Source organism: Acinetobacter sp. CIP 64.2 (genome assembly GCF_000369645.1).
Lineage (GTDB): Bacteria > Pseudomonadota > Gammaproteobacteria > Pseudomonadales > Moraxellaceae > Acinetobacter.
Window position 1 is genome coordinate 862543 of record NZ_KB850121.1, and the last position, 25216, is coordinate 887758.

22 protein-coding genes are annotated in these 25216 nt (G+C 43.7%); 10 read left to right on the forward strand and 12 right to left on the reverse strand.

The annotated features are described in order from the left end of the window. Nucleotides 1-43: 43 nt before the first annotated feature. From ftsW to F895_RS12285, 5 genes are all read right to left on the reverse strand, one after another. The gene (ftsW, locus tag F895_RS12305; protein ID WP_005240208.1) at nt 44-1237 is read right to left on the reverse strand and encodes a putative lipid II flippase FtsW; all 1194 of its coding nucleotides are present in this window, start codon (nt 1235-1237) and stop codon (nt 44-46) included. 10 nt (nt 1238-1247) lie between these two features. Further along, nucleotides 1248-2606 (reverse strand): UDP-N-acetylmuramoyl-L-alanine--D-glutamate ligase, encoded by a 1359-nt coding sequence (gene murD, locus F895_RS12300; protein ID WP_005240210.1) that lies wholly within the window; start codon nt 2604-2606, stop codon nt 1248-1250. Between the two features lie 418 nt (nt 2607-3024). Then, nucleotides 3025-3276, reverse strand: a complete 252-nt coding sequence (locus F895_RS12295; RefSeq protein ID WP_005240211.1) for a DUF6587 family protein — start codon at nt 3274-3276, stop codon at nt 3025-3027. 49 nt (nt 3277-3325) lie between these two features. Then, entirely contained in the window at nt 3326-5182 is a 1857-nt protein-coding gene (gene feoB / locus F895_RS12290) for a ferrous iron transporter B (RefSeq protein ID WP_005240213.1), read from the reverse strand. Further along, nucleotides 5179-5439 (reverse strand): FeoA family protein, encoded by a 261-nt coding sequence (locus tag F895_RS12285; protein WP_005240215.1) that lies wholly within the window; start codon nt 5437-5439, stop codon nt 5179-5181. Before F895_RS12285 ends, feoB begins: the two co-directional genes overlap by 4 nt. Before the next feature lie 206 nt (nt 5440-5645). On the opposite strand from F895_RS12285, the gene xerD reads away from it, so the two are divergent. The 4 genes from xerD (at nt 5646) to thrC (ending at nt 10473) form a co-directional block, all read left to right on the forward strand. After that, a complete protein-coding gene (gene xerD / locus F895_RS12280; RefSeq protein ID WP_005240217.1) occupies nt 5646-6566 on the forward strand; it encodes a site-specific tyrosine recombinase XerD in 921 nt (306 codons plus the stop codon). Nucleotides 6567-6700: 134 nt separating this feature from the next. Next, on the forward strand, nt 6701-7516 hold the full coding sequence (locus F895_RS12275) for a DsbC family protein (protein ID WP_005240219.1): 816 nt from the start codon (nt 6701-6703) through the stop codon (nt 7514-7516). A 410-nt stretch (nt 7517-7926) separates the two neighbouring features. Further along, complete coding sequence (locus F895_RS12270; protein ID WP_005240221.1) at nt 7927-9228, forward strand: homoserine dehydrogenase; 1302 nt, start codon at nt 7927-7929, stop codon at nt 9226-9228. A gap of 105 nt (nt 9229-9333) precedes the next feature. Further along, on the forward strand, nt 9334-10473 hold the full coding sequence (gene thrC, locus F895_RS12265; RefSeq protein ID WP_004802157.1) for a threonine synthase: 1140 nt from the start codon (nt 9334-9336) through the stop codon (nt 10471-10473). Between the two features lie 131 nt (nt 10474-10604). Here the strand turns inward: thrC and pbpG are convergent, their stop codons facing one another. Further along, complete coding sequence (gene pbpG, locus F895_RS12260; RefSeq protein WP_128568544.1) at nt 10605-11669, reverse strand: D-alanyl-D-alanine endopeptidase PBP7/8; 1065 nt, start codon at nt 11667-11669, stop codon at nt 10605-10607. 211 nt (nt 11670-11880) lie between these two features. Between pbpG and F895_RS12255 the strand changes: the two genes are divergently transcribed. The 3 genes from F895_RS12255 to F895_RS12245 are packed head-to-tail and all read left to right on the forward strand — an operon-like array spanning nt 11881 to nt 15567. Further along, the gene (locus tag F895_RS12255; RefSeq protein ID WP_005240224.1) at nt 11881-12516 is read left to right on the forward strand and encodes a response regulator transcription factor GacA; all 636 of its coding nucleotides are present in this window, start codon (nt 11881-11883) and stop codon (nt 12514-12516) included. A 26-nt stretch (nt 12517-12542) separates the two neighbouring features. Continuing rightward, nucleotides 12543-14108, forward strand: a complete 1566-nt coding sequence (locus F895_RS12250) for a sensor histidine kinase (protein ID WP_005240227.1) — start codon at nt 12543-12545, stop codon at nt 14106-14108. Nucleotides 14109-14130: 22 nt separating this feature from the next. Next, complete coding sequence (locus F895_RS12245) at nt 14131-15567, forward strand: sigma-54-dependent transcriptional regulator (RefSeq protein WP_005240229.1); 1437 nt, start codon at nt 14131-14133, stop codon at nt 15565-15567. A gap of 50 nt (nt 15568-15617) precedes the next feature. Here F895_RS12245 and F895_RS12240 read toward each other — a convergent pair whose 3' ends face one another. The 4 genes from F895_RS12240 to lptF all read right to left on the reverse strand — a co-directional run bounded on the left by F895_RS12240 (nt 15618) and on the right by lptF (nt 20631). Next, the gene (locus F895_RS12240; protein WP_005240231.1) at nt 15618-16793 is read right to left on the reverse strand and encodes a S41 family peptidase; all 1176 of its coding nucleotides are present in this window, start codon (nt 16791-16793) and stop codon (nt 15618-15620) included. A gap of 9 nt (nt 16794-16802) precedes the next feature. Continuing rightward, nucleotides 16803-18347 (reverse strand): 2,3-bisphosphoglycerate-independent phosphoglycerate mutase, encoded by a 1545-nt coding sequence (gene gpmI / locus F895_RS12235; protein ID WP_005240233.1) that lies wholly within the window; start codon nt 18345-18347, stop codon nt 16803-16805. 113 nt (nt 18348-18460) lie between these two features. Beyond that, nucleotides 18461-19531, reverse strand: coding sequence for an LPS export ABC transporter permease LptG (gene lptG, locus F895_RS12230; RefSeq protein ID WP_005240235.1), 1071 nt, complete (start codon nt 19529-19531; stop codon nt 18461-18463). Next, nucleotides 19531-20631, reverse strand: a complete 1101-nt coding sequence (gene lptF / locus F895_RS12225; RefSeq protein WP_005240236.1) for an LPS export ABC transporter permease LptF — start codon at nt 20629-20631, stop codon at nt 19531-19533. The genes lptG and lptF overlap by 1 nt, the downstream gene beginning before the upstream one ends. A gap of 154 nt (nt 20632-20785) precedes the next feature. Here lptF and F895_RS12220 point away from each other — a divergent pair, with 154 nt between their 5' ends. The 3 genes from F895_RS12220 to F895_RS12210 are packed head-to-tail and all read left to right on the forward strand — an operon-like array spanning nt 20786 to nt 23307. Next, nucleotides 20786-22234 carry a leucyl aminopeptidase gene (locus tag F895_RS12220; RefSeq protein WP_005240237.1) on the forward strand — a complete coding sequence of 483 codons (1449 nt, stop codon included), beginning with the start codon at nt 20786-20788 and terminating at the stop codon, nt 22232-22234. A gap of 3 nt (nt 22235-22237) precedes the next feature. After that, the gene (locus tag F895_RS12215) at nt 22238-22645 is read left to right on the forward strand and encodes a DNA polymerase III subunit chi (RefSeq protein WP_005240238.1); all 408 of its coding nucleotides are present in this window, start codon (nt 22238-22240) and stop codon (nt 22643-22645) included. A gap of 35 nt (nt 22646-22680) precedes the next feature. Beyond that, nucleotides 22681-23307, forward strand: coding sequence for a cell division protein BlhA (locus tag F895_RS12210; protein WP_005240239.1), 627 nt, complete (start codon nt 22681-22683; stop codon nt 23305-23307). A gap of 43 nt (nt 23308-23350) precedes the next feature. On the opposite strand, the gene F895_RS12205 is transcribed toward F895_RS12210, so the two are convergent. Both F895_RS12205 and F895_RS12200 read right to left on the reverse strand, forming a co-directional pair. Then, nucleotides 23351-24010 (reverse strand): riboflavin synthase, encoded by a 660-nt coding sequence (locus F895_RS12205; protein WP_005240240.1) that lies wholly within the window; start codon nt 24008-24010, stop codon nt 23351-23353. A 152-nt stretch (nt 24011-24162) separates the two neighbouring features. After that, nucleotides 24163-25002: an MIP/aquaporin family protein gene (locus F895_RS12200; protein WP_005240241.1), complete on the reverse strand. Its 840-nt coding sequence runs from the start codon at nt 25000-25002 to the stop codon at nt 24163-24165. Nucleotides 25003-25216: the final 214 nt, after the last annotated feature.

Genomic DNA, 25216 nt, shown 5'->3' on the forward strand with positions numbered 1-25216 from the left:
AAGCCCTGCATCATGACAGGGCTTTTTTATTTGTTTGAATATCCTAGAAATTCGACTCTTCTTTCACAGGGTTCAGCTCTTGTGTCGATGCATCAATTTTCAGGATTAAACTGATCATCGCAGCACACATCATCAATGATGTACCACCATAACTAATGAAAGGCAGAGTCAAACCTTTGGTTGGCATTAGCCCCATGTTCATGCCCGCATTTACCAGAATCTGCATCAGGAAAATGATGCTAATCCCGTAGGCCAAATAACCAGCACGTAAATAATTATGCTGTAAAGCACGATGACCAATACGAATACAACAAGCCAACATGGTAAAAGACAGCAGCATCACCACCGTCACACCAAAGAAACCGAACTCTTCCCCTAAAACCGCCAGCATAAAGTCGGTATGGGCTTCAGGCAAATAAGAAAGCTTCTGCACACTATGACCCAAGCCAGTTCCAAACCATTCACCACGACCAAAGGCCATCAAGGCATTGGAAAGCTGATAACCCACACCCAATGGATCAGCCCATGGGTTGGTAAATGAAATCAAACGCTGGAAACGGAACGGTTCAAAGATAATCAGTGCACTGACACCTGCAAAGATTGCACCCAGCATGATCAAGAACTGCGTGGCAGGTGCCCCCGCCAAGAAGAACACCCCCACCATCATTAACACGATAACGACGGTTGCCCCCAAGTCAGGCTCGGCTACGATAAACCCCACGGTTAAAGCCATCACACCACTCAGACGCAATAAACCTTTCCAGTGCGTTCGCACCTCTTTAGCACGGCGTACCACGTAATCTGCAGTGAAAATCGCCATCACAATCTTGGCAATTTCAGTCGGCTGCAAGGTAAAACCACCGACCTTGATCCAACGATGCGCCCCGTTCACTTCGGAACCCACCACCAACACCGCCAATAGCAACACAATAGTAATGAGCCATAATGGAAAGGCATTTTTAAACCACAGATTCAATGACACCCGATACGTCAGGAATGCGACCACCGCTGCCACGACAATTGAAATGCCGTGACGAATCAGGAAATAAAATGGGCTTTCATGAATATATTCCGCATAGGGCATTGAAGCCGACGCGACCATGACCGAACCGAAACACAGTAATGCAATCACACAAAAGATCAGAATATTTCGTGCCGTCATTTCTGCGGGCAGCTTGGGCAAACGATTGAGCAATTGCGAAATCTTTTGCACCGTATTTGGGGCTAAATCCGCCATAATTCTGTTCCTAGTTGTTCTTGTCATTCAACGCATGGACGCATGCCACGAATTGCTGTCCACGATCATTGTAACTTTTAAACATATCAAAGCTGGCACACGCTGGTGAGAGCAATACGACATCTTCAGCTTGCGTATTTTTCTGTGCCAATGCCACCGCTTCTTTTAAACTCTGTGCATGCTGAATGGCTGTCGCACCCTGAATCGCTTGCTCAATCACCGCTGCATCTTCACCAATCAAAATAACAGATTTCACATATTTCTGAATGGCTTCACGCAAAGGTTTAAAGTCTTGACCTTTGCCTTGACCACCTAAAATCAAAGCCAGCTTACCTTTTTTCACTTCAATTGCTACCCCCAAGCCATCAATCGCGGCCAGGGTTGCACCGACATTGGTACCTTTAGAATCATTGTAATAGCGCACACCATCAATTGTGTCGACATACTCGCAACGATGTTCCAATCCTTTAAAATGCTTTAAGGTTTCTAGCATAGATGCCGTTGGCAAACCAATCGCCTCACCCAATGCCAAACACGCCAAAGCATTGGCAACGTTGTGCATGCCTTGAATATACATTTCAGAGGTCTTAAGTAAACGCTCACGGCCACGCGCTAACCACATACTGCCATCCGCATCGCGCAACACGCCGTACTGATTTAGGTCTGGGGCATTCAAACCAAAGCTTTGCATCGCTGTTGCATCAGGAACTAAAGGGCGACTCAGGTTGTCATCACGGTTATACACCACTTTTTTCACGCCTTGGAAAATACGGTGTTTGGCCTTGTGATAGCCCAGCATATCACCATGACGATCCAGATGGTCTTCACTCATATTCAACACCACAGCAACCTCTGCATTCAAATGTGATGTGGTTTCAAGTTGAAAGCTTGATAGCTCTAAAATTAGTAGTTCTGGCTTGTCTTTGAGTAAATCCAATGCAGGACGTCCGAGATTCCCCCCCACAGCAACCTTTTTACCCGCTTCTTGCGCCATCAACCCCATTAAGGTGGTAACGGTGCTTTTTGCATTTGAGCCTGTAATCGCAACAATGGGAACTTCTGTGGCACGGCGTAGTAATTGAATATCGCCAACCACTGGAATGCCTTTTTCAATCGCTTGCTGAATTTCCGGAAGTTGCGGTGCAAGCCCTGGACTGAGAATGATTTCTTCTGCTTGTAATAACAGTTCCGTATCTAATTTGCCAAAACTGGTCCGTACAGTTGAAGGAATTTGATCATGGCCCGGCGGAGTCGCACGCGAGTCTGTTACTGCAACTTGGTAGCCTTGCTCATGCAGAAAGTTAACCGCCGACACCCCCGAAATTCCCAAGCCAGCCACAACTTTCAACCCGCCACGCTGTATTAACATTTTTGCCCCATTTTTTGCAGATCACAGAATGGCAAAAATGTTAGCACTTTACTGTTTTAAATGCTTTTTCAGTTTTAGTTTTATTCAATCTTTTTTGTGTCCGTGCGTAAAAACTTAAATCTATATAAAAAAGCGAATCCCTAATAAAACCAAGCCCCCCTAATCCACAGGCTTAAAGCCCTGTTACCAGCATTTAAATTCAGCACTCTCACGATAAGCATAAATCCAGCAAGATAAGACATGAACACCGTGATAATCCGTTTTTATAAATATTGATGTACAAAACTAGAGGAAATGATGTCAGCAATCGTCCTAAGCCAATACAATCATTTGTGTTTAAGCTAAATGATTTGTATGAAGTTAGCTTTTTTTTATTCCAAAAAGATTGCCCATCAAATGATGGGCAATCTTTTTAATATTAACGCCATTTGACCGTTTGAATAGTTTCTGGCTTTTTGGTTTCAGCCTCATCGGTTGAGCAACCGCAACCACCACCACAGCCCACTGCCATTTTAGGTTTTAACCACGTTGCCAAACGTTGCCAACCTAACCGCTGGCAAAGGTTTGACAGAGCTAGAAATACTGAACTTGCTGTTTGAGGAAACACCTTCTTAAAGACTACAACAGCACTCCACAGCACCAACACAGCAACAATCAAGTACTCAAACATAAGCCTCTCTCCAATGGTTTCCTCCCTTTTTAAAGAGAGGTGAGTTTTCTTAGCCCCAAATGCGTGATGCAATTTGGTAGGTGAAGAACGACATTAAATAAGCCAAACCAAACAGATATACCGTCATGACTGCCACATGCTTCCATGAACCTGTTTCACGGCGTACCGTTGCTAAAGTAGCTAAACAATGTGGCGCATAGATAAACCAAACCAATAATGACAAGCCTGTTGCTAAGGACCAACCCGAGCCATCCGCACTGATCAGATGCGTCAAACCTTGCGCAACAGCATCATCATCTGCTCCTGATAAGGCATAGACTGTGCCCAAAGCAGCAACTACAACTTCACGTGCCGCCATGGCTGGAATCAATGCCACTACAATTTGCCAGTTAAAACCTAAGGGGGCAAAAACTGGATGCAATAAATGCCCAAGCATCCCCGCCAGACTATAATCAATCGCAGGCTGTGTCGCCCCTTCCGGTGCTTGCGGGAAGGTACACAGGAACCACAAAATGATCGTCAATGCCACAATAATGCCACCAACGCGGCGTAAGAAAATTTTTGCGCGCTCTAATAGACCAATTGCAACACTTCTCATATCAGGGAAACGGTAACTTGGTAACTCCATCAGCAACGCATGCTGTGTTTTGTCTTTTTGCAAAAACTTCATCACAAACGCAACACACAGCGCACTCACAATACCAGCCATGTATAAACCAAACAGTACAAGACCTTGTAAATTGAAAATACCCAGTACGGTTTCACTTGGAATAAATGCACCAATCAACAGGGCATAAACAGGTAAGCGCGCAGAACAGGTCATCAAAGGTGCAACCATGATCGTGGTAAAACGATCACGTGGATCACTAATACTACGGGTTGCCATAATCCCTGGAATTGCACAGGCAAAACTCGATAACAACGGGATAAAAGAACGACCACTTAACCCTGCTTTAAACATTAACTTATCCAGTAAAAATGCCGCACGAGGCAGATAACCAGATTCTTCCAGAACCAGAATAAAGAAGAATAAAATTAAAATTTGCGGTAAGAACGCAATCACGGTTCCTGCACCAGCCAGCACACCGTCAACCAATAAACTTTGTAGTACAGGATGGCTAATCGTTTCTGTCAACCATTCGCCCAACCAAGGCACCACACCATCTTCGATTGCGCCCTTAAATGGTTCAGCCCATGAAAACACCGCTTGGAAAACGATAAACATCATGATCGCCAGACTCAACAAGCCCAACACTGGATGTAAAAAAATCTTGTCCAGAAAATCGGTACGCTTGTCTTCCTGATCAACAAAGTTCACGACATCTTTAAAAATCGCTTCAATTTTTTGATGTGAACTGCCTGCCAGACCACTGAGTTCAGTCTGAGGAATCGCATACTTGCCTTGATCAAGAGCATGCAATAAATTTTCGATACCTGAACTGCGTACTGCAACCGTTTCAACCACTGGTACGCCAAGACGCTCAGAAAGCTTTTGCGTATTGATCTGGATACCACGACGACGTGCCTCATCCATCATGTTCAAAACCACAAGGATAGGGCGACCCAACTCAATAATTTCCAGCACCAAACCAAGATGTAGTTTTAAGTTAGTTGCATCCACCACACACAAAAAAGCATCTTGTTGCCCTTCTTCCGCAATTTTACCTCGACAAACATCACGGGTAATTTCTTCATCAGGACTGGTGGCCTGAAGGCTATAGGTGCCTGGCAAATCCAGGACACGCACTGCTTTTCCAGAAGGGAGCTGAAAATGCCCGACTTTGCGTTCAACGGTGACACCCGCATAGTTGGCAACTTTTTGGCGTGTACCGGTTAAATGGTTAAATAAAGATGTCTTACCACAGTTTGGATTTCCCACAAGGGCAACACGTAACGCATCACTCATGCAGGTGCTCCTTCAAGTTGAATTTCAATTTTATCCGCTTCCGCTTTTCGTAACGCAAAACGCGTAAAACCGAGCTGGATTAGAATTGGATCTCCACCAAAGACCCCCTTGGTAACCACCTGTACTTGCGTACCCGGCACAAAGCCTAAACTTTCTAAACGAACTGCAACTAAATCTGGCTGTTCTGTCTCATCGACCACGCGATTGACTTTGGTAATCATCGCTGTTTGCTTGACTTTTAATGCTGACAATCGCACCGCTTCTAACCCTTAACCCTTTTTTGCTAGTATACAAGCAAATGAGAATAATTACCAAAACCAATCTCAGTGGCATTTACCGCTGTGACAGATCGACAACAAATCATTTTTCTTTTACAGTGCAAGACAATCAAAAATAAATCAGGGTCATACTCGGCCCAAAATATTGACCTCCAATTTTCACCTAGCCAAGCTTTCAACATCCTATGTTAAATAAAAAGCCACGTATTCCTGCTGCAATCCATATCCCGGAACATTTGAGTTTTTTACAGGGTTTTCGGGATTATCTGGTGGCTCAAACAGTGAGCCCACATACCCGTAATGCCTATTTGTCCGATCTGATCCAATGTAGTGAATTACATCCAACAGCAGCATTACCGCAATGGTCCAGTGACGACATCGCCGATGTGCTGATTGCACTCACCAAAGCGGGTAAAAGCCCACGCTCAATTGCACGTTGCCTATCTGCGTTAAGACAGTTTTATAAGTTTTTAAGAGAACAAAAGCTACGCGACGATAATCCGGTTGCCAACCACCATTCTCCTAAAATTGGACGTGCTTTGCCCAAGGATTTATCTGAACAAGATGTAGAAGCATTGATCAATGCACCTGACATCAACACAGCTTTAGGCTTACGTGACCGGGCCATGTTTGAAGTTCTGTATGCCTGTGGTTTACGCGTTTCCGAATTACTCAATTTACGTTTGGAACTGATCAATTTAAAACAGGGCTTTGTACGAATCACGGGAAAAGGTAATAAAGAGCGCCTCGTACCATTGGGACAATTTGCCTGTGACTGGATTGAAAAATATTTAGTTGAATCACGTCCACATCTGTATAAAAGTAACACTGATTACCTGTTTTTAACCCAGCATGGCGGCATCATGAGTCGACAAAATTTCTGGTATGCAATTAAACGTTACGCCTTACAGGCCAATATCCAAGCAGAGCTCTCCCCGCATACCCTACGTCATGCCTTTGCCACCCACTTGCTTAATCACGGTGCGGATCTGCGCATAGTACAAATGTTACTTGGACACAGTGATCTTTCCACCACACAAATCTATACCCATGTCGCACAACATCGCATGCAGGCGTTACATGGCAAATACCACCCACGGGGATAAAACCACCTTTTATCGAGGAGCCCGCTAAAATTTGATTCCGTTCACAGAGCCTATGCAAGATTTAACGAAGTAATTCATTTTTTTTGTTATGCTAGGCCCCTTATACAAATGAATTCGTACAAAAAAGGTTCTATATGTTGTTTACTCGGTCTCAGCTTGTAATTGCTTGTACATTAGCATCAACATTATTAGTCAGTGCTTGCTCAAAAGAAAACTCAGCACAAAAACAAGATGCACTCACAGCAAGTGCACCTGCGACAGGTGAAGCTTCAACCTTAAATGAGCGCAATGCACAGCAGCGTTTAGTCTCTACCTTAGAAAAACATTTCAAAACCGCCAATATCAATGCCAAGATTCTTGCGGTGAAGAAAACTGAAGTTCCAAACTTATACTGGATCAGCCTCGAAGGCATGGGTTCCGTTTATGCAACTGCTGACGGTCAATACATTATCCAAGGGGATGTGGTTCGTTTAGGCGACAAACAACTGCATAATGTCAGTGATGCCTTACAAGCAACCGAAAATAAAAAACATTTAGCGGCGCTGAAAACCGAAGATCTGATTGTTTACCCTGCACAGGGCGGTAAAGCCAAGCATGTGATCTATGTATTTACTGATTCGAGCTGCCCTTATTGCCATAAACTGCATGAACATTTAGCAGAAATTAATGCCAAAGGCATTGAAGTCCGTTACATCGCATGGCCACGTGGTGAACAATTCATGCCAACCATGCAAGCCATCTGGTGTAGCCAAGACCGTAAGGCTGCCTTTGACCAAGCAGCCAAAGGCTTACCCGTTTCGGCGGCAGAATGTAAAAACCCAGTACGTGACCAATATCAATTGGGCTTAAACATGGGGGTCAATGGCACACCTGCAATCTATAACGTCGATGGTGAGTATTTAGGTGGCTATATGACCCCTGAAGAAATCGTACAACGCTTAAACAAATAAGCGAAAATAACACCGCAAAATAACAAAGACTCGGGCGACAGATTAAAGATGATCGGGATAAGGTCTGTTACCACTTTATCCATGATTGCGACAGAGGAGATTTTTAGGCGATACAAGGCATGGATTGTGAAATTTAGTCTCTCTAAATAATGAGCAACGGCTAAAGTTGCGCAAGATAACGCAGAAGTGCCAAAAATCTCCCTGTCCCACAGGGTTGTGGCTAAAACTCCCTCATACGTCGTTATGAAACTTGGCAAGGGAATGTCACTCCCTACGTTTCATGCCTAGTCTGAAGGATTTTCAGCCATCAACGCAATTCATTTATAAAGTGACAACAGACCCTAGTGTCTGCGCACTTTTTTAGCTATGATCAAGCTTCATTAAAATGATTGAATATAATGGAGTGTGACGTGAAACCAGTTCGTCTGGCGATACTCGGTCTTGGTACTGTAGGTGGTGGAGCCCTTAAATTACTACAAGAAAATGCTGCGGAAATTAAACGCCGTACCGGTCGAGAAATTCAAATTACACACGTAGGCACACGCCGTCCACGTCCAGATTTACAACTCGAAGGAATCAAACAAAGTGATGACTTGATGGACATCGTACGTCAAGTTGATGTTGATGTTGTGGTTGAAGTCATGGGAGGGATTCATCCTGCCTATGAAGTCATCATGGAAGCCATTAAACATGGCAAACAAGTTGTCACCGCAAACAAAGCCTTACTTGCTGAACATGGCAATGAATTATTTAAAGCGGCTGAAGACAATGCCGTGCAAATCGCTTATGAAGCAGCGGTTGCAGGCGGGATTCCAATTATTAAAGTGATTCGTGAAGGTCTTGCAGCAAACCATATTGAATGGCTTGCAGGCATCATTAATGGCACAGGCAACTTCATTCTGACTGAAATGCGCGAAAAGGGTCGTGCTTTTGAAGATGTATTAAAAGAAGCGCAAGAACTGGGCTATGCCGAAGCAGATCCAACCTTTGATGTAGAAGGGATTGATGCTGCGCACAAACTTACCATTCTGGCGTCATGTGCTTTTGGTATTCCATTACAGTTTAATAAGGTCTATACCGAAGGCATCAGCAAAATCACCGCTCAAGATGTTAAATATGCAGAAGAGCTTGGTTTCCGCATTAAGCATTTAGGTATTGCACGTCGTGCCGAACACGGTATTGAATTACGTGTTCACCCAACGCTGATCCCTGCGGAAGAGCTCATCGCCAACGTCAATGGCGTGAAAAATGCGGTATTGGTTCAAGCCAATGCGGTCGGCCCAACCTTATATTATGGTGCAGGCGCAGGTGCAGGCCCAACTGCCTCAGCTGTAGTTGCCGATGTCATTGATATCGTGCGTGATATTTCTTATACCGAAGATGGTGCAGGTACTATTCCTCAGCTTGCCTTTGAAGCACTGACCAATGTGCCAATCTTAAGCCGCGAAGAAATGACCACAGGTTATTATATTCGTCTCAATGCTGAAGATCAGACCGGTGTCTTGGCAGATGTCACAACCATTCTCAGCCGTGCTGGTATTAGTATTGATGCCATCATGCAGCAATCACGCTTGAAAGACTTGATTCCAATCGTAATTTTGACAGATCCGATTGTTGAATCAAAAATGGATGAAGCACTTGCACAAATTCAAGCATTACCTGCAATTCGTGGCGAAATCGTAAGAATTCGTTTAGAATCGCTCGATAGTTAATCAGTTTAAATCTCCCCTCACCCCTCAATAAAGAGGGGGAACTCCTCCCTTTGGAAAAGGGAGGTTGGGAGGGATTTTCTCTCTACCTTATATTGGAACACCATCATGTCGAATGCCAATCGTTATACTGGTCTTGTAGATCGTTACCGTGACCGTTTACCCGTGTCTGCAACTACACGTGCAATTTCTTTAGGTGAAGGTAATACTCCACTAATTAAACTCGAGAACATTCCACGTATTATTGGCAAAAACGTCGAAATCTATGTGAAATACGAAGGTCTGAACCCGACTGGTTCATTTAAAGACCGTGGTATGACCATGGCGGTGACCAAAGCAGTTGAAGAAGGCTCTAAAGCAATTATCTGTGCCTCTACAGGTAATACTTCGGCAGCGGCAGCGGCTTATGCAGCACGTGCAGGCATTAAAGCATTCGTCCTGATCCCAGAAGGCAAAATTGCCATGGGTAAAATGGCGCAAGCAATGATGTATGGTGCGATTACCATGCAAATCCGCGGTAACTTTGATGATGGTATGCGTTTGGTCAAAGAAGTTGCAGATCAGGCACCAGTAACGATTGTAAACTCAATCAACCCTTACCGTTTGCAAGGTCAAAAAACCATTGCTTATGAAATCGTAGAAGCGCTTGGCCGTGCGCCTGATTATCACTGCTTACCAGTGGGTAATGCGGGGAACATCACTGCACACTGGATGGGTTATACCGAAGCGGTTGCCAACCAGCCAGCAGATCAGTTTGAACAAGTGATTTATGATGCTGCGACAGATCAATTCACAGGTCCTAAACCAGAAGGTTTACCGACTATGGTGGGTTATCAAGCCTCTGGTGCTGCGCCATTCTTACGTGGTGCACCAGTGGAGAACCCTGAAACGGTTGCAACAGCGATTCGTATTGGTAATCCACAAAGCTGGAACCATGCCAAAGCTGTGGTACGTGATTCTAAAGGTTGGTTTGATGAACTGACTGATGCTGAAATTTTAGAAGCACAACGCCTCCTCTCAATGTACGAGGGTGTGTTTGTTGAACCTGCTTCTGCTGCGTCAATTGGTGGCGCAATCCGTGATCTTAAAGCAGGCAAAATTGCTGAGGGTTCAGTGATCGTATGTACCGTAACGGGTAATGGCTTAAAAGACCCAGATACTGCAATCAAGCAATGTGCTGATGCGGTGATGCTGTCAATTGATGCCACCATGGATCAAGTGAAAGATTCAATTCTTTCAAATATGTAAGCATAACTTTGCAAGTAAAAAAACCAGTTGCTCGCAACTGGTTTTTTTATCTGAATACAAGCTGTATTCTTTGTAGCACGCATAAAAAAAGCTCTTCATAACAGAAGAGCTTTTTTTAACATTCATCTAGATTAAACGCGTTTTGGCAAACTGCTTAACCATGTCAATAGGTTGGTTGCATCACTATTACGAGCTTGTGAGCTTGGTGCACCCAATAAGACAACAACAGCTGGACGTGAATTCACCGTGGTGTGCATGACGACACAACGTCCCGCTTCATTGATATAGCCTGTTTTTGACAGGTTAATGTTCCAGCCACCATTACGAACCAATGCATTGGTATTATTTGATTTCAGTACACGATAACCTAAATTGAAATCATAGGTTGGCGTGGTTGAAAATTGGCGAATCAAACCATATTGCGAAGCAGTACTGACCAGAATCCCTAAATCACGTGCAGATGAAACATTGTGCGGATCTAAACCTGTAGATTCAGCATAACGTGTAGACGTCATGCCCAATTGCCTCGCTTTGGCATTCATTGCTGCAACAAAGGCTGGACGTCCACCTGGGTAAGTCCGCGCTAAAGCGGCCGCCGCAGGATTTTCAGACTTCATCAAAGCAAATAAAAGTGCTTCTGCACGATTCATGGTATCGCCCGCGCGTAAGGTCGAACTTGAATTCTTGCCACCTGCACCAGCGAAATCAATCGATTCCAGCGTGATTTCTTCTGACATGTTTAAGCGCGCATCAGCAGTCACCACAGCAGTCATCAATTTAGTAATCGACGCAATTGGAACCGACATGTTGCTGTTTTTACTGTACAGCACCTCGCCGGTCTGTGCATCCATCACCAAGGCAGCACGTGCATTGACTGAAGGTTGGCTGCTATACCCGAAAGTATCGCGAATTTGTGTCGACGACTGTGGCGCCGTTGAAGAGGTGATGGTTGACGAACTACCATTACGCAAAGTTGTGGTAACAGACGTTGAACCTTGCGGACTAATTTCTAGCGGATCATCATCTTCCATCAACTGACTAGCATCACTTGCAGACCAATTCATCGAAGCTGAACCGCTCACACGCGAAGAAGCTGGATTGTTATTCACAACCAGTTCAGCAAAACTTGTTGAGCTCCAGGCCAACAAGATAGACATGCTTAAAACATGCATGATAGATTTTTTAGAATTTTTCACGACACAATACTCAACTCAGGACGCTGCACATTTGCGCTTAACACCATTATGCCTTACATTTGAACAAATCGGGTAAAGCTTTTATAGACACAATTGTGTACAACTATTCGCTAAAAACGAAGAATAGGATTGCTAATTTTGTCGTTTCATTGCAAGCTAATTTTGCTTTATGTAACAAAAAACCAGTTTTTTTGAAAAAAAGGAGGTCTTCTTGATCACTGTTCTCGTTGTTGATGATCATGAACTCGTGCGCACAGGGATTTGTCGTATGTTGGAAGACCACCCTGATGTAGAGGTGATTGGACAAGCAGAATCGGGGGAAGAAGCGATTGCTTTGGTGCGTCAGAAACACCCTCAAGTGGTGCTCTTGGATGTTAATATGCCAGGTATAGGCGGTGTTGAAACGACCCGTCGCTTGTTGCAAAGTGTACCTGAAACTAAAGTGATTGCAGTCAGTGGTCTTGCGGAAGAACCCTACCCGTCTTTGCTCTTGAAAGCCGGTGCAAAAGGCTATATCACCAAAGGGGCACCTATTACAGAAATGGTGCGCGCCATTAATAAAGTGATGCAGGGCGGAAAATACTTCAGTGCAGATATTGCTGAACAGCTCGCCAGCTCTTATCTTTCAGATACCCAGCAATCTCCATTTGATGCCTTGTCAGAACGTGAAATGCAAGTGGCGATGATGGTCGTCAATTGTATCAGTGCACAAGAAATTGCAGACAAACTATTTGTCAGCGTGAAAACCGTAAATACTTATCGCTATCGTATTTTTGAAAAATTGGCAATTGACAGTGACGTCAAGCTAACTCATCTTGCGATTCGTTATGGCCTCATTAAACCTTAATACATCTAGAATAATAGTCATCGCCTATGTTAGGGAAAATAGCAACATCGGTCTCTCAGACCATCTATCGGTTAGGCGTTTGGTATAGTGGCTATCGGCTTATTATTGCCGTTAGCCTGCTTTTAATTTATTTACTGACTGCCGAGCAACTTTCGGGTAATTATGTTTACCCCTTTTTATATTTCTATACTTTAATTTGCTATATCGCATTCAATATCTTTCAGCTCGCTTTACTACAGCTTGTTCCGATACAGACCTCGAAGCAACTGATTTTTATTTTTCTAATCGACGTAATTGGTCTCAGTTTAATTACGTTTGCTTCGGGTGGCCCTAATCTGCAGTTGAGCCTACTTTATGTCATTATTATTTTTTCTTCTGCGATTTTACTCAATGCACATCTTTCACTGATCATTACTTTATTTGCAGTCATCATGGTAGTTTACCAACGCTTTTTAGGTGACTTCTTTGATGCCAATAATTTAACGCATCTCAGCAATAGTATTTTTCTAGCCTTTTTGTTTTTCGTTGTGCATGCCATTGGCCGCATTGCCGTACAACGCTTTAAAATCTTAGAAACCCTGACATTCAATCAGTCAATCGAGATTCATCAACTACAGAATATTAACCGCTATATTCTTGAACAGATTGAAGACGGCTATTTGGTTCTTGATGAAAGCAATCATATTGTTTTAACCAATCCTGCAGCCAATACCCTGTTAGGGATTCATCTGCCGACCTCTTTGGAAAAGACACCACTGATCAAATTACAGCCTGACTTGTTTGAATTGATCCAATTCAGCAATCTGGAAGATGGTGAAGAGTTCAGTTTTGAGTCACAACAGAGCCCCTATACCATCAATGTTCGGGTCAAACACCTGCTTGTACCAGAACAAGCCCTGGTATTATTAGTTTTAAAAGATGCACAAAAACTGACACAACAAGTTCAACAGCTCAAACTGGCCGCCTTGGGTCAACTTTCTGCCAGTATTGCCCATGAAATTCGCAATCCATTGGCGGCTATTGTACAGGCCAATAGTTTATTAAAAGACAGCGACACCCACCAACTGAACATGCTGTCTCACATGATCAGCAAGCAAGCCAAACGCATTGATAATATTGTGCAAGATACACTCGCCATGGCACGCAATAAGCCAACAGAGCCTCAAATCATTGAGCTCAGCCCTTTCTTGGAAAGTTTGCTGAATGAAGATCTTGCCGATGCCAAACATCGTATTCAACTAAAACAGACGGAACAACTCAGCATTCTCTTTGATGAAAAACAATTACGCCAAGTGCTGATTAATTTAATTCGAAATGCATTACGACATAATTCGACCGATGCTCCTTATATTGAAGTTGAAGTCCAGCTAAAAGATGGACGAAGCTGTATCGATGTCATCGATTTTGGGACGGGTGTCTCAAAACGAGATATTTCTCAGCTATTCAAACCATTTTTTAGTACCGAAATTAAAGGAACTGGTTTAGGATTGTACCTGTCTCATACTTTTTGTGAGGCAAATCATGCAAAGCTCACCTATATAGAGCGACAACAAGGAGCATGCTTCAGGATTGAATGCTCAAAAATTCATTGATTAGATTAGGTTTCTCGGGGAAATGGCAACAAAACAACCACTCGTCTTATTGGTAGACGACGAAGAAGATTTATGTCTTTTAATGCAGATGACGCTGGCGCGGATGGGCATTAAAACACATCTCGCCTATCGGGTCGAACAGGCTAAAAAATTCTTTACTGAATTCCAGTATGATGCCTGTTTAACAGATTTAAATCTTCCTGATGGAAATGGTTTGGATCTGGTCAAACATGTAACTCAAAACTATCCCAACACGCCAATTGCCGTATTAACAGCTTATGGCAATATGGATATCGCGATTGCTGCACTCAAAGCAGGTGCATTCGATTTTGTCAGCAAACCTGTCAACCAAATGCATTTGGATCAACTGATCCAGAAAGCACTGAACCGTCCGCAGCCTGAGCAAGAAGCAGCAGAAACAGCCTTAGAAAACAAGCTATTAATCGGACGTTCCGCACCCATTCAACAACTGCGCATTGCTTTAAAGAAAATTGCACGCTCCCAAGCCCCAGTGTTCATTACTGGTGAGTCAGGCACAGGTAAAGAAGTGGTAGCGAATCTTGTGCACCGCCTAAGTAATCGCAGTGAAGGGCCTTTTATTGCCATCAATTGTGGTGCAATTCCAACCGAGTTGATGGAAAGTGAGCTGTTTGGACACAAAAAAGGTAGCTTCACAGGCGCAACTCAGGATAAGCAAGGCTTAATTCTGTCTGCTCACGGTGGTAGTTTATTTTTAGATGAAATTGCTGAATTACCGTTAAATATGCAGGTCAAACTGCTGCGTGCTGTTCAGGAAAAGAAAATTCGTCCAGTGGGTTCGGATCAAGAAATTGATGTAGATTTTCGTGTGATTAGTGCCAGTCATCAAGATTTAGAGCTGTTGGTTCAGCAAGGCCGCTTCCGTCAAGATTTGTTCTTCCGTATTCATGTGATGGATATCGTACTGCCACCTTTACGTGAGCGTGGGCAAGATATTTTGCTGTTGGCCAACCACTTTATTCAAAAGATTAGCCAAGAATGGGATCTACCCGCAAAATCGCTCTCTACACGTGCTGAACAATTTTTGTTGCAACAGTATTTCCCTGGGAATGTGCGGGAATTACGCAATATTATTGAGCGTGCCATTACCCTTAGTGATGATGACAACATTGATTTGGCACATTTACAGACCGCGCCTTTGCGGAGCACACTGGCCAATCCAGCCGCTTCATTTTCGGCTACGCCTGCAGAAGAAGCTGAACCAGTTCAACATTCTGCCAGCACGACACTGAGCTCGAAAAAACTTCCACCTGAAGGCTTGGAGCGTTATTTAGAAAATATTGAAAAAGAAATTCTCCTCAATGCACTCAACCTGACCCATTGGAATCGGACGTTAGCAGCGAAAAAGTTAGGTATGACTTTCCGTTCGTTACGTTATCGGCTGAAAAAATTCGGCTTGGATACCGAAGACGAAGAATAACCAAAAACAAGGCCCCGATTTTCAGGGGCCTTATTTTTAAAAATGTTTTTTTAATAACGACTTTTCAATACCAAGTCAGTTACATGTTCGAGGTAAGCATCCTCTTTCATTTCTGCTGTTAAGGGAACAATTTGATTGGGTTGAATCCCTTGCCCTTCAATCATATTGCCATTGGGCGTGTAGTAATGCGAAACCGTCATTTGTAACGCCGCACCGCTCGGTAAAGGAAAGAGCTTTTGTACCACGCCTTTACCATAACTGGTCTCACCCACCACCCAAGCACGTTTATGTTCCTTCATTGCTGCGGTAAAAACCTCAGCCGCAGAAGCGGAACGTCGATTGATCAAAATGCCTAATTTCATGTTCTGAAATTCATTAGAGGGTAACGCTTGGAATTGCTGATCGCCTTCTGAACGGCTTTTAGTGGTGACAATAATCCCTTGGTTTAAAAATAAATCGGCCGCTTCAACCGAAGCCGAAAGTAAACCACCTGGATTATTACGCAAATCAAATACCACCGCTTTTAGCTTGGTAGAACTATACTCTTCAATCAAACGTTTAATTTCATTGGCAGTATCTTGTTGAAAAACACGTATTTTCAGCACCAAGACCTGATTGTGTAACAGAACAGGTTCTATATCAGTTTCAACTTTTTTATTGCGAACCAAAATCACCGTACTGCTATTATTGTCTGGCTGTATCTGTAAAGTGCTACCGATTGAACCGTAAAGTAAACCTTGAACCTGATCTTGGTTTAAGCTCTTCAGTTCCTGATTATCGACCTTGAGAATCACTTGCCCATTGTGCAGACCCAACTTGCTCGAGTCCGAACCTGCTTTTAAATCTTGAATCTGCCAAGACTTGGCATGGGCATCATAATTTAAATTAAAATCGACGGAGGCGAGATCACCTTCTGTATATTGAATCAGTTGGCGATATTCTTCTGCAGATAAATAACGGGAATAACGATCCAGACCACTGACCAGACCTTTAATTGCTTGTTGAAATAAAGCATCATCCGATTTTTTATCAACATAGTTATCTTTGACAATGCCATAGATCTGCACAAACTGTTGAATCGACTCAATCGGGACTTCTGCATTTTGAGCAGGCGCCTCATCACCCCATCCCGAAGCGTGTGTTACAGGCGCCGCAAAAAGACTATGGCCCCAACACATCAACAAACTTGCACAGATCGCTCGGTAAATGTTGTTGTGCTGGGTCATTGCTTCACCTTATTTTAAAGTAATTAAATTCTTGCCTTGCATATCAGAAGGTACAGGAATGTGCATCAAATGGAGTAATGTTGGCGCAACATCAGCCAGTACACCACCTTCGGCAATCGTTGCTTGTGTTGGTCCCACATAAATAAATGGCACCAATTCAGTGGTATGCTGGGTATGAACTTGTCCGCTGTCATAGTCTTGCATCTGCTCTACATTACCATGATCTGCAGTAATTAACATATGCCCTTTGTTTGCCATCACGGCATCATAAACACGACCAAGACAGGTATCGACCGTTTCAACTGCTTTCACTGCAGCATCAAATACGCCGGTGTGTCCAACCATATCGCCATTGGCATAGTTCACGACCAATAGGTCAAACTCACCTGAATTGATTGCATTCACCAACTCGTTCGTGACTTCATAAGCACTCATTTCTGGTTTTAAATCATAAGTTGCAACATTCGGAGACGGGATCAGAATCCGTTTTTCACCAGGATATTCATCTTCACGACCACCACTAAAGAAGAAGGTGACATGTGCATATTTCTCAGTTTCAGCAATACGCAATTGGGTTTTGCCTAAATCTGATAAATATTCACCAATCGAGTTTTTCAGCTCTTCTGGCATATAAGCGACAGGTGCATCAATGCTGGCTTGATAACGAGTCAGCATCACAAACTTCGATAAATTAGGTACGACTTTACGCTCAAAACCTGCAAAATCTTTTTCCACAAAGGCCCGGGTAATTTCACGCGCGCGATCGGCACGGAAATTCATAAAGACAACGCTATCGCCGTCTTGGACTTTGGCAATTTCACCAATGCGGGTTGCTTTGACAAATTCGTCATTTTCGTTCGCGGCATAGGCAAGTTCCAAGCCCTCAACTGCGGAATTAGCAACACGGACTGCTTCACCTTCCGTCATTAAACGATAGGCTTGTTCAACACGGTCCCAGCGATTATCGCGGTCCATCGCAAAGTAGCGACCAATCATCGACACGATACGCCCTTGATTTGGATACTGTGCAAATAAAGCATCTAATTTTTCTAATGAGGGTTTTGCACTGCGGGGTGGGGTATCACGACCATCTAAAAAGGCATGCAAATAAACAGTTGCACCACGTTTTAAGGCCAATTCACACATCGCCACAATATGGTCTTCATGCGAATGTACGCCACCTTCTGACAACAAGCCCATCACATGCACAGCACCCTTCGCAGCTTTGGCTTTCTCAACCGCATCCACTAACACTTCATGCTCAAAAAAAGCACCTGTGCGGATATCTTTGGTAATTCGGGTGAAATCCTGATATAGCACACGACCAGCACCGAGATTCATATGACCGACTTCAGAATTACCCATTTGACCATCAGGCAAGCCAACATCTTCACCTGAGCCCGAGATTAGACTATTTGGATGCTTGGCTTTCATCGCTGTAAGATTTGGCGTTTTTGCCGCTAAAAAAGCATTATCATCAACAGCTTCACGATGTCCTACACCATCCATGATTACCAGAACGTGAGGAATTTTGCCAGCATTTGCATCCGTCATAATGGACTCTCTGTTTGTCATTTGATCGGTCTATTTTACCGAAATTTAATCGAATTCTCTATGATCTCTCGATGGCTTTCATCAATACCGATCATAGAGGCTGTCCATCAAGATTAGCGTGCCCGATAGAGCAGATAGCTACCAATCATAAAGATCAGCACTACAGGCAAGAGCACAAACCATGCTGGAGATGGTGCATAAACCAAACTGGCATAACCCAAGAAATCTTGTAAATAGAAGAAACCTAACCCAGTAAATAATGCAATTACTAAACGGAAACCCATCGACTGTTGGCGCAACGGGCCAAAAATAAAGGAGCAGGCAATCAAGACCAGTGTAATTAAAGAAAACGGTGCGGTGATTTTCTGCCAAAAAGCCAGTTCATAGGTCTTGGGTACCTGACTATATTCTTCCATATAACGCATGAAACTAATCAATTGGCTAGGTGATAAATCTTCCGGATCTAATGTCACCATATGCACATATTTTGGCTGTAAAGCCAAACCAAGTGACTGCTGTTCATGATCAGTTTTAATGGCATCACCTTGCGCCAATAAATCGACTTGATGGGACTGCGATAACACCCACTCTCCATCTTTAAGGAACTGTCCCTTTTCTGCGCTCACAAAAGATTGCAAGCGATAATTCTGGTCAAAATCGATGGTTTGAATATTACGCAACTGACCCTGTGAATTGGCATAATCAATATAAATAAAGCGTTGCCCTTCACGTGACCAATAGCCTTTTACTTCTCCCAGCGCAGCGACACTGCGTTGTTTCTTAATACTTTGTGCCTGTTCATTGGTATAGGGAATCACCCACTCGCTCAAGACAAAAGATAGGACGATTAACAGTAATGCTGAGCGCATCACCCAGCCGACAATCCGCCAGAGGCTAATGCCGACCGAACGCATCACAATCAATTCACTATTCGATGCAAGCGCCCCCAGCCCCAGAACAGAACCGATTAATGCCGCAACAGGCAGAATTTCATACAGATAATGTGGTGCACCCCACATCACATACAGGAACGCTTGCCAAGCATTATAATTCGGTTTTAGCGAGCCCAGCTCACCCAGATAGGTAAATAAAACTTGCAAGAAAGACAGTACCAACGTAGTTCCCAACATTGCGAGAACAGTGGTTTTTGTCACATGTTTGGCGACTATTCGACGTGCTAACATTACAACCCCACTCGCTGAATACTTTTCTTAAGTTTTGGTGCCAATTTCTGTTTACGCGCGAAAATTGCTGCAGCAATTGCATAAACCAAAAGCACTACAGGATAAGCCCAAATATCTAATTCTTCTTTACTGATTCGGGTTTTAATCGCAATCATCACCACAATCAAACTGGCAAAAATAAAAATAGCAGGGATCAGGCGATAATAACGCCCTTGCCGCGGACTCACCTCTGACAATGCAACGGCAAGCATCAAGGCAACAATGATGATAAATGGCCCGAAGACACGCCAACCCAGTTCACTACGTACCACCGAATCATCACGTTGCTGCCATAATTTAGACATGGGCAGGGCTTCCACATCATCACTTTCAAATTTTACATCTTTATCACTTTCCAGACGTAAACGGTACGACTGGAACTCAGCCTGAGTATAGCGTGGCTGGTTTGGATAGATCTCGTAACGGCGCCCTTGCACCAAATCCACAACATTCGCCGTGTCATTGGCAACTTCGACACGGGTCGCCTCTTTGGCCAGAATCATGACATCAGGTTTATCTTCTTGCTTGGCTTTTTGGTAGAAAAAAATGTCTTTAAGATTCTTACGGTCTTCGGACAATGAACCTGCATAAATGGTATATGGCCCAGAAGAAATAAACTCTTTAGGTCTCACCAAATCAAAACCCGTTCGGACGGCCTGGGTGCTGGTCAGTTTTTCAAACTCTCTTAAGCCCCATGGTCCCATCCAAAGCATCAGGCTGGTTTGTACCACCAGATACACCAGTGTCATAGGTAACAATAACCGAGCCAATTGATTCCGACTGACACCGCTGCCATTTAAAACTGCCATCTCATGGTCAACATAAAGACGACCAAATACCAGCATCAATGCAATGAAGAAGCCCAAAGGAAGAATTAACGTCAAAAACTCAGGCAGGCGGTAGCCAATAATGCTAAATAAAATCCCTGCATCTAAGCGGCCTTGAGCCGCAACGCCAAAATACTTGATTAAACGACCACCCATCATAATCAAGGTTAATAAACCAATGACCACGAGAGATGTCGAAACCACTTGTTTGACGAGATAACGCCGAATAATCAAAGTAATACTTCCAAAAAGACCAATTGAAGGTAACGCTAGTTTACCCGAATGTTAAAAATATAAAACCTATCGCTTGTTGCGGATTGCAACCTCATATCCGAAAGTGTTTAATGGACTTCTCTTTCTTTTTTGCTCACCAGGTTCTATACAAACAATGAAATTTACACTTCAAAACGCATTCCCAGCTCAGGCGTCTAGCGAATCTTTGTGGATTTTGGTTGATTCAGAACAATTACAACAGAACTTAAATACTTATCAAATCAATCATCTAGAAGAAACACTCAATGCAACGCAGTTCAAGGCAGGATTTAACGAAAACTTGCCCCTGATTGCAAATATTGCCGTTCAAGCCAATGCACAACTCCTCGGACTTGGAAAAAGTACCGAGTTGAAAGCGACAAAATTAGCAAAACTTGCACAAAGCATTATCAAATCATCACAAAATAAATTTAAACAAATTAGCGTTGATCTGTCTGCCCTTCCGACAGATTTACATTCTCTCTTTGTACTCAGCCTCACCCAAGCGGCTTATGGCTATGACGAATTCAAATCGAAAAAGAATGAATTTATCCTAGACACCATTCACCTGATCGCCAATCAAACAACTTTGGATGAATCACAATTAAATCTGCTTCAAGCGGTACAGACGGGTCAAAGCTATGCCCGTGATTTGGGTAACCGTCCGGGGAATATCTGTTTCCCTGAATATTTGGCCGATCAAGCAGTTGCTCTTGCTGCACAATATCCAGACTTGTTAAAAGTGACTGTGTTGGATGAACAGCAAATGGCGGATTTGGGCATGTATGCTTTCCTTGCGGTCAGCAAAGGTTCAGATCGTCCAGGTCGTATTGTCACACTAGAATACAATGCCCAAATTGAGCAGGCTCCTGTCGTACTTGTGGGTAAAGGTGTGACCTTCGATACTGGTGGTATTTCATTAAAACCTGGCTTAGGCATGGATGAAATGAAATTTGATATGTGTGGTGCTGCCTCTGTATTGGGCACCATGCAAGCGCTTTGTGAAGCTCGACTGCCGATTCATGTGGTGGGAGCGATTGCAGCGGCTGAAAATATGCCATCAGGCCATGCCACTCGTCCGGGTGATATTGTCACCAGTATGAGCGGTCAAACCATTGAAATCCTCAATACTGATGCCGAAGGTCGTTTGGTGCTGTGTGATACCCTGACCTACATTAAACGCTTTAATCCTGCGTTGGTGATTGATATCGCGACACTGACAGGCGCTTGCGTGGTTGCGCTAGGGAAAGTCGTTAGCGGCTTATTCACACCCGATGATGAACTGGCACAAGCGTTGCAACACGCAGGTGAACAGTCACTGGATCGTGTATGGCGTATGCCTGTGATGGAAGAGTATCAAGAATTACTCGACTCGCCTTTTGCTGATATTGCCAATATTGGCGGACCTTATGGCGGTGCAATTACAGCAGCGTGTTTCTTGGAGCGTTTCACTCGTGATTATCGTTGGGCACATCTTGATGTTGCTGGCACAGCGTGGTTATCTGGAACAGCCAAAGGTGCAACGGGTCGCCCAGTACCGCTATTGATGCAGTTTTTAGCTAATCGTGTTGCAACGAAAAACTAAAACATGGCGCAAATCAGCTTTTATCTCTTTGAAAACAGTACAGAACGGCAAGTCGAAAGTGCTTGCCGTTTATGTCGGAAGATTCTAAATCAACACCCCCAGATTTGGTGGTATTGCACAGATGCAGATTTACAAACTGAACTGGATGAACTGCTTTGGCGCTTTGATCCGGTCAGTTTCATTCCACACGGTATCGATCAAGTGACGAGTCCTGTCTGTATTTCGGCAGAACTCCCCCCGTCCAGTGATTGGATCGTGTTTAATTTTAACAATCATGCACTTGAACAAACTCAAGATTTTCGCCACATTATCGAGATTATTGAAAATAATGAAGCTGCGAAACAAATCGGGCGGGAAAAATTTAAAATGTATCGTCGTTTAGGCATTGAAGCTCGAACATTTAAATTATAACCCAGCAACCAAGAACATCATTTGAGGAGTGTCTTGTGGCATTAAATGTAGGTCAGGACTTTAAAAAACGTTGGTTAAATGCACCTGAGGCTGTTCGTCAGACCTATCAGGACGATTTAGCACGTATCTGTGATCTATTATTACCACAAACGTCGATTCAAAATTGGACTCAACACGAAGAAACCGCTCAACAAGGTTCTCAACAACGAATTGATCAAGCCTATGCAGAGCTCAAAGCGGAACTGATTGAACAAGCACGGATTCGCAAGCAACAGGCTTTGGAACAAGCTTTAGCTGAAAAACGTGCAGCTGAAGCGGCTTATGCAGCGCAACTACAAGCCGATGAAGCACGCCAGTTTGAACAACAGACGGAGAACCTCGTTGCACTACGTGGCCATATCGATCAGGAAATTGCTCAACAGACTGAACGCTATCAGACCAATCCAGAGCAGCCAAGTGTTGACTATGCACGTGGCCAAACGGTCATGGTTGACGATCAGCAAATTCTGTCTGAGCTAGAAAGTGTCCGTGTGCGACTGGAGCTCGAAGCCGAGGGTTTGATTGAGCAAGCCGTGACCGTATTCCGTGCCAAACTGCATGCTCTGGCACAAGATGAAATTGAGTATGTCCTGAAGAATAGTGACTTTTCCGACGAAAAATAATAAAAAGGCCCTGTTTAAACAGGGCCTTTTTATAGATAAATTTTTATTTTAAGAAACCATTTTCAGCCAAGAATGCCATGCTGATATTTGACTCAGTTTTTTGCTCTGCGGCCTTATCACCCAACAATAAACGCTCAATATAACGCGCCAATACATCCACTTCCAGATTGACTTTGCTGCCGACTTGCCAGGTACCAATATTGGTACGCTCAGCCGTGTGTGGAATTAAATTCAAACTTAGAATGTTGCCACGCAAATGGTTAATGGTCAGACTAATCCCATCAACCGTGACTGAGCCTTTTTCTGCCAAGTATTTAGCTAGCTCAACCGGAGCCGTCACTTCAAAATACAATGAACGTGCATCATGGCGAACCAAGCTAATTTCACCTAAACCATCGACATGACCACTGACAATATGTCCACCAAAACGTGTGGTGGGCAGCATTGCTTTTTCGACATTGACTGCTTGGCCGACTTTCCACTGACCCAGTGTGGTCCGGTTCAAACTTTCACGCGAAACATCAGCCGCATACCAGTTTTCCCCCCATTCAATCACGGTCAGGCAGATTCCATTGGTCGCAATCGAATCCCCCAAATGTACATCAGACATATCCAAATCAGTTTGAATACGCAAACGGACATCACCACCTACACTTTGTAGGCTCTCAACCTTACCTAAACTTTCAATAATGCCTGTAAACATGGGAGTTTCAACCTATCTTTATTGCAGTATATAGCACTGTAAAGAAGATACCTTAAAGCAAAGAACCCGAGATAACAAGGCATGTGCAGTGCAAACACAGGCAAATAAAAAGGGCCATCACCTGATCGCCCTTCTCATGATTCATCTGGTCTTTATTGCATTTCAGACACTTGCTTTTCAGCAGATGATTGTGGTTCTGCTTTCTGATGGACAAGGAAATGACTAAAGAATAGTTTATAACCTAACACACCTAAACAAGCCCCCACGATTGGTGCAATGATTGGCACGATAAAATAAGGAATATCACGTCCCCCTGTAAACGCAACAGGTCCCCAACCAGTGAAATAAGCCACAACTTTCGGACCAAAATCACGCGCAGGATTCATGGCAAAGCCCGTAAGTGGACCAAAAGAAGCCCCAATCACCGCCACCAGCAAACCCACCAAGATCGGTGCTAAAGCACCACGCGGCAAGCCATTACTGTCATCTCCAATCGCCATAATCAACCAGAGCAATAACATGGTGATAAACATTTCCACCATAAAAGCCTGCCCGATCGAGAGCAAATGATGTGGATAGGTCGAGAAAATTCCTGCCAGTTCCAGACTTTCGACACTGCCACGCACCATATGGTGAGTCTGCTCATAATCCACAAAGAGATTGCTATACAAGCTATAAACCAACAGCGCACCCACAGCAGCACCAGCCACCTGTGAAATAATATAAAACGGCACCTTGCGCTTATCAAAGCCAGCAAACAATGCCAATGCAATGGTCACTGCAGGGTTAAGATGTGCTCCCGAAATACCAGCAGATAAATAGACCGCCAATGCTACAGCCAAGCCCCACACAATGCTGATTTCCCACAGACCTAAACTTGCACCGGCAAGTTTAAGTGCAGCCACCACACCAATACCAAATGATAAAAAAATTGCGGTAGCAAAAAATTCAGCTACACATTGCCCCAATAAGGTGGGTTCCGAGCGACTCATAACAACCTCTCTTGGTCATCGCTGCAAATTGGCAAGACCCTAAATTAAGCTCGGCAAACTATATTTATTTTCAAAACGGGTCAATATGATTTGGTAATTTTTTAAACGATTGATCAAAAGATTATAATCCAGAAACTAGATGATGAAGACCATAAAAAAGACAGAAAAATAAAACCTAAAGCTTTGTTTAAGTTATCTATTTAAGATTTTTTAA

Bases quoted from the DNA above. Each gene is read 5' to 3' on its own strand.
- ftsW (WP_005240208.1), bottom strand. From the start codon at position 1,237: ATGGCGGATTTAGCCCCAAATACGGTGCAAAAGATTTCGCAATTGCTC.
- murD (WP_005240210.1), bottom strand. From the start codon at position 2,606: ATGTTAATACAGCGTGGCGGGTTGAAAGTTGTGGCTGGCTTGGGAATT.
- F895_RS12295 (WP_005240211.1), bottom strand. From the start codon at position 3,276: ATGTTTGAGTACTTGATTGTTGCTGTGTTGGTGCTGTGGAGTGCTGTT.
- feoB (WP_005240213.1), bottom strand. From the start codon at position 5,182: ATGAGTGATGCGTTACGTGTTGCCCTTGTGGGAAATCCAAACTGTGGT.
- xerD (WP_005240217.1), top strand. From the start codon at position 5,646: ATGTTAAATAAAAAGCCACGTATTCCTGCTGCAATCCATATCCCGGAA.
- F895_RS12275 (WP_005240219.1), top strand. From the start codon at position 6,701: ATGTTGTTTACTCGGTCTCAGCTTGTAATTGCTTGTACATTAGCATCA.
- thrC (WP_004802157.1), top strand. From the start codon at position 9,334: ATGTCGAATGCCAATCGTTATACTGGTCTTGTAGATCGTTACCGTGAC.
- F895_RS12250 (WP_005240227.1), top strand. From the start codon at position 12,543: ATGTTAGGGAAAATAGCAACATCGGTCTCTCAGACCATCTATCGGTTA.
- F895_RS12245 (WP_005240229.1), top strand. From the start codon at position 14,131: ATGGCAACAAAACAACCACTCGTCTTATTGGTAGACGACGAAGAAGAT.
- F895_RS12240 (WP_005240231.1), bottom strand. From the start codon at position 16,793: ATGACCCAGCACAACAACATTTACCGAGCGATCTGTGCAAGTTTGTTG.
- gpmI (WP_005240233.1), bottom strand. From the start codon at position 18,347: ATGACGGATGCAAATGCTGGCAAAATTCCTCACGTTCTGGTAATCATG.
- lptG (WP_005240235.1), bottom strand. From the start codon at position 19,531: ATGTTAGCACGTCGAATAGTCGCCAAACATGTGACAAAAACCACTGTT.
- F895_RS12220 (WP_005240237.1), top strand. From the start codon at position 20,786: ATGAAATTTACACTTCAAAACGCATTCCCAGCTCAGGCGTCTAGCGAA.
- F895_RS12215 (WP_005240238.1), top strand. From the start codon at position 22,238: ATGGCGCAAATCAGCTTTTATCTCTTTGAAAACAGTACAGAACGGCAA.
- F895_RS12205 (WP_005240240.1), bottom strand. From the start codon at position 24,010: ATGTTTACAGGCATTATTGAAAGTTTAGGTAAGGTTGAGAGCCTACAA.
- F895_RS12200 (WP_005240241.1), bottom strand. From the start codon at position 25,002: ATGAGTCGCTCGGAACCCACCTTATTGGGGCAATGTGTAGCTGAATTT.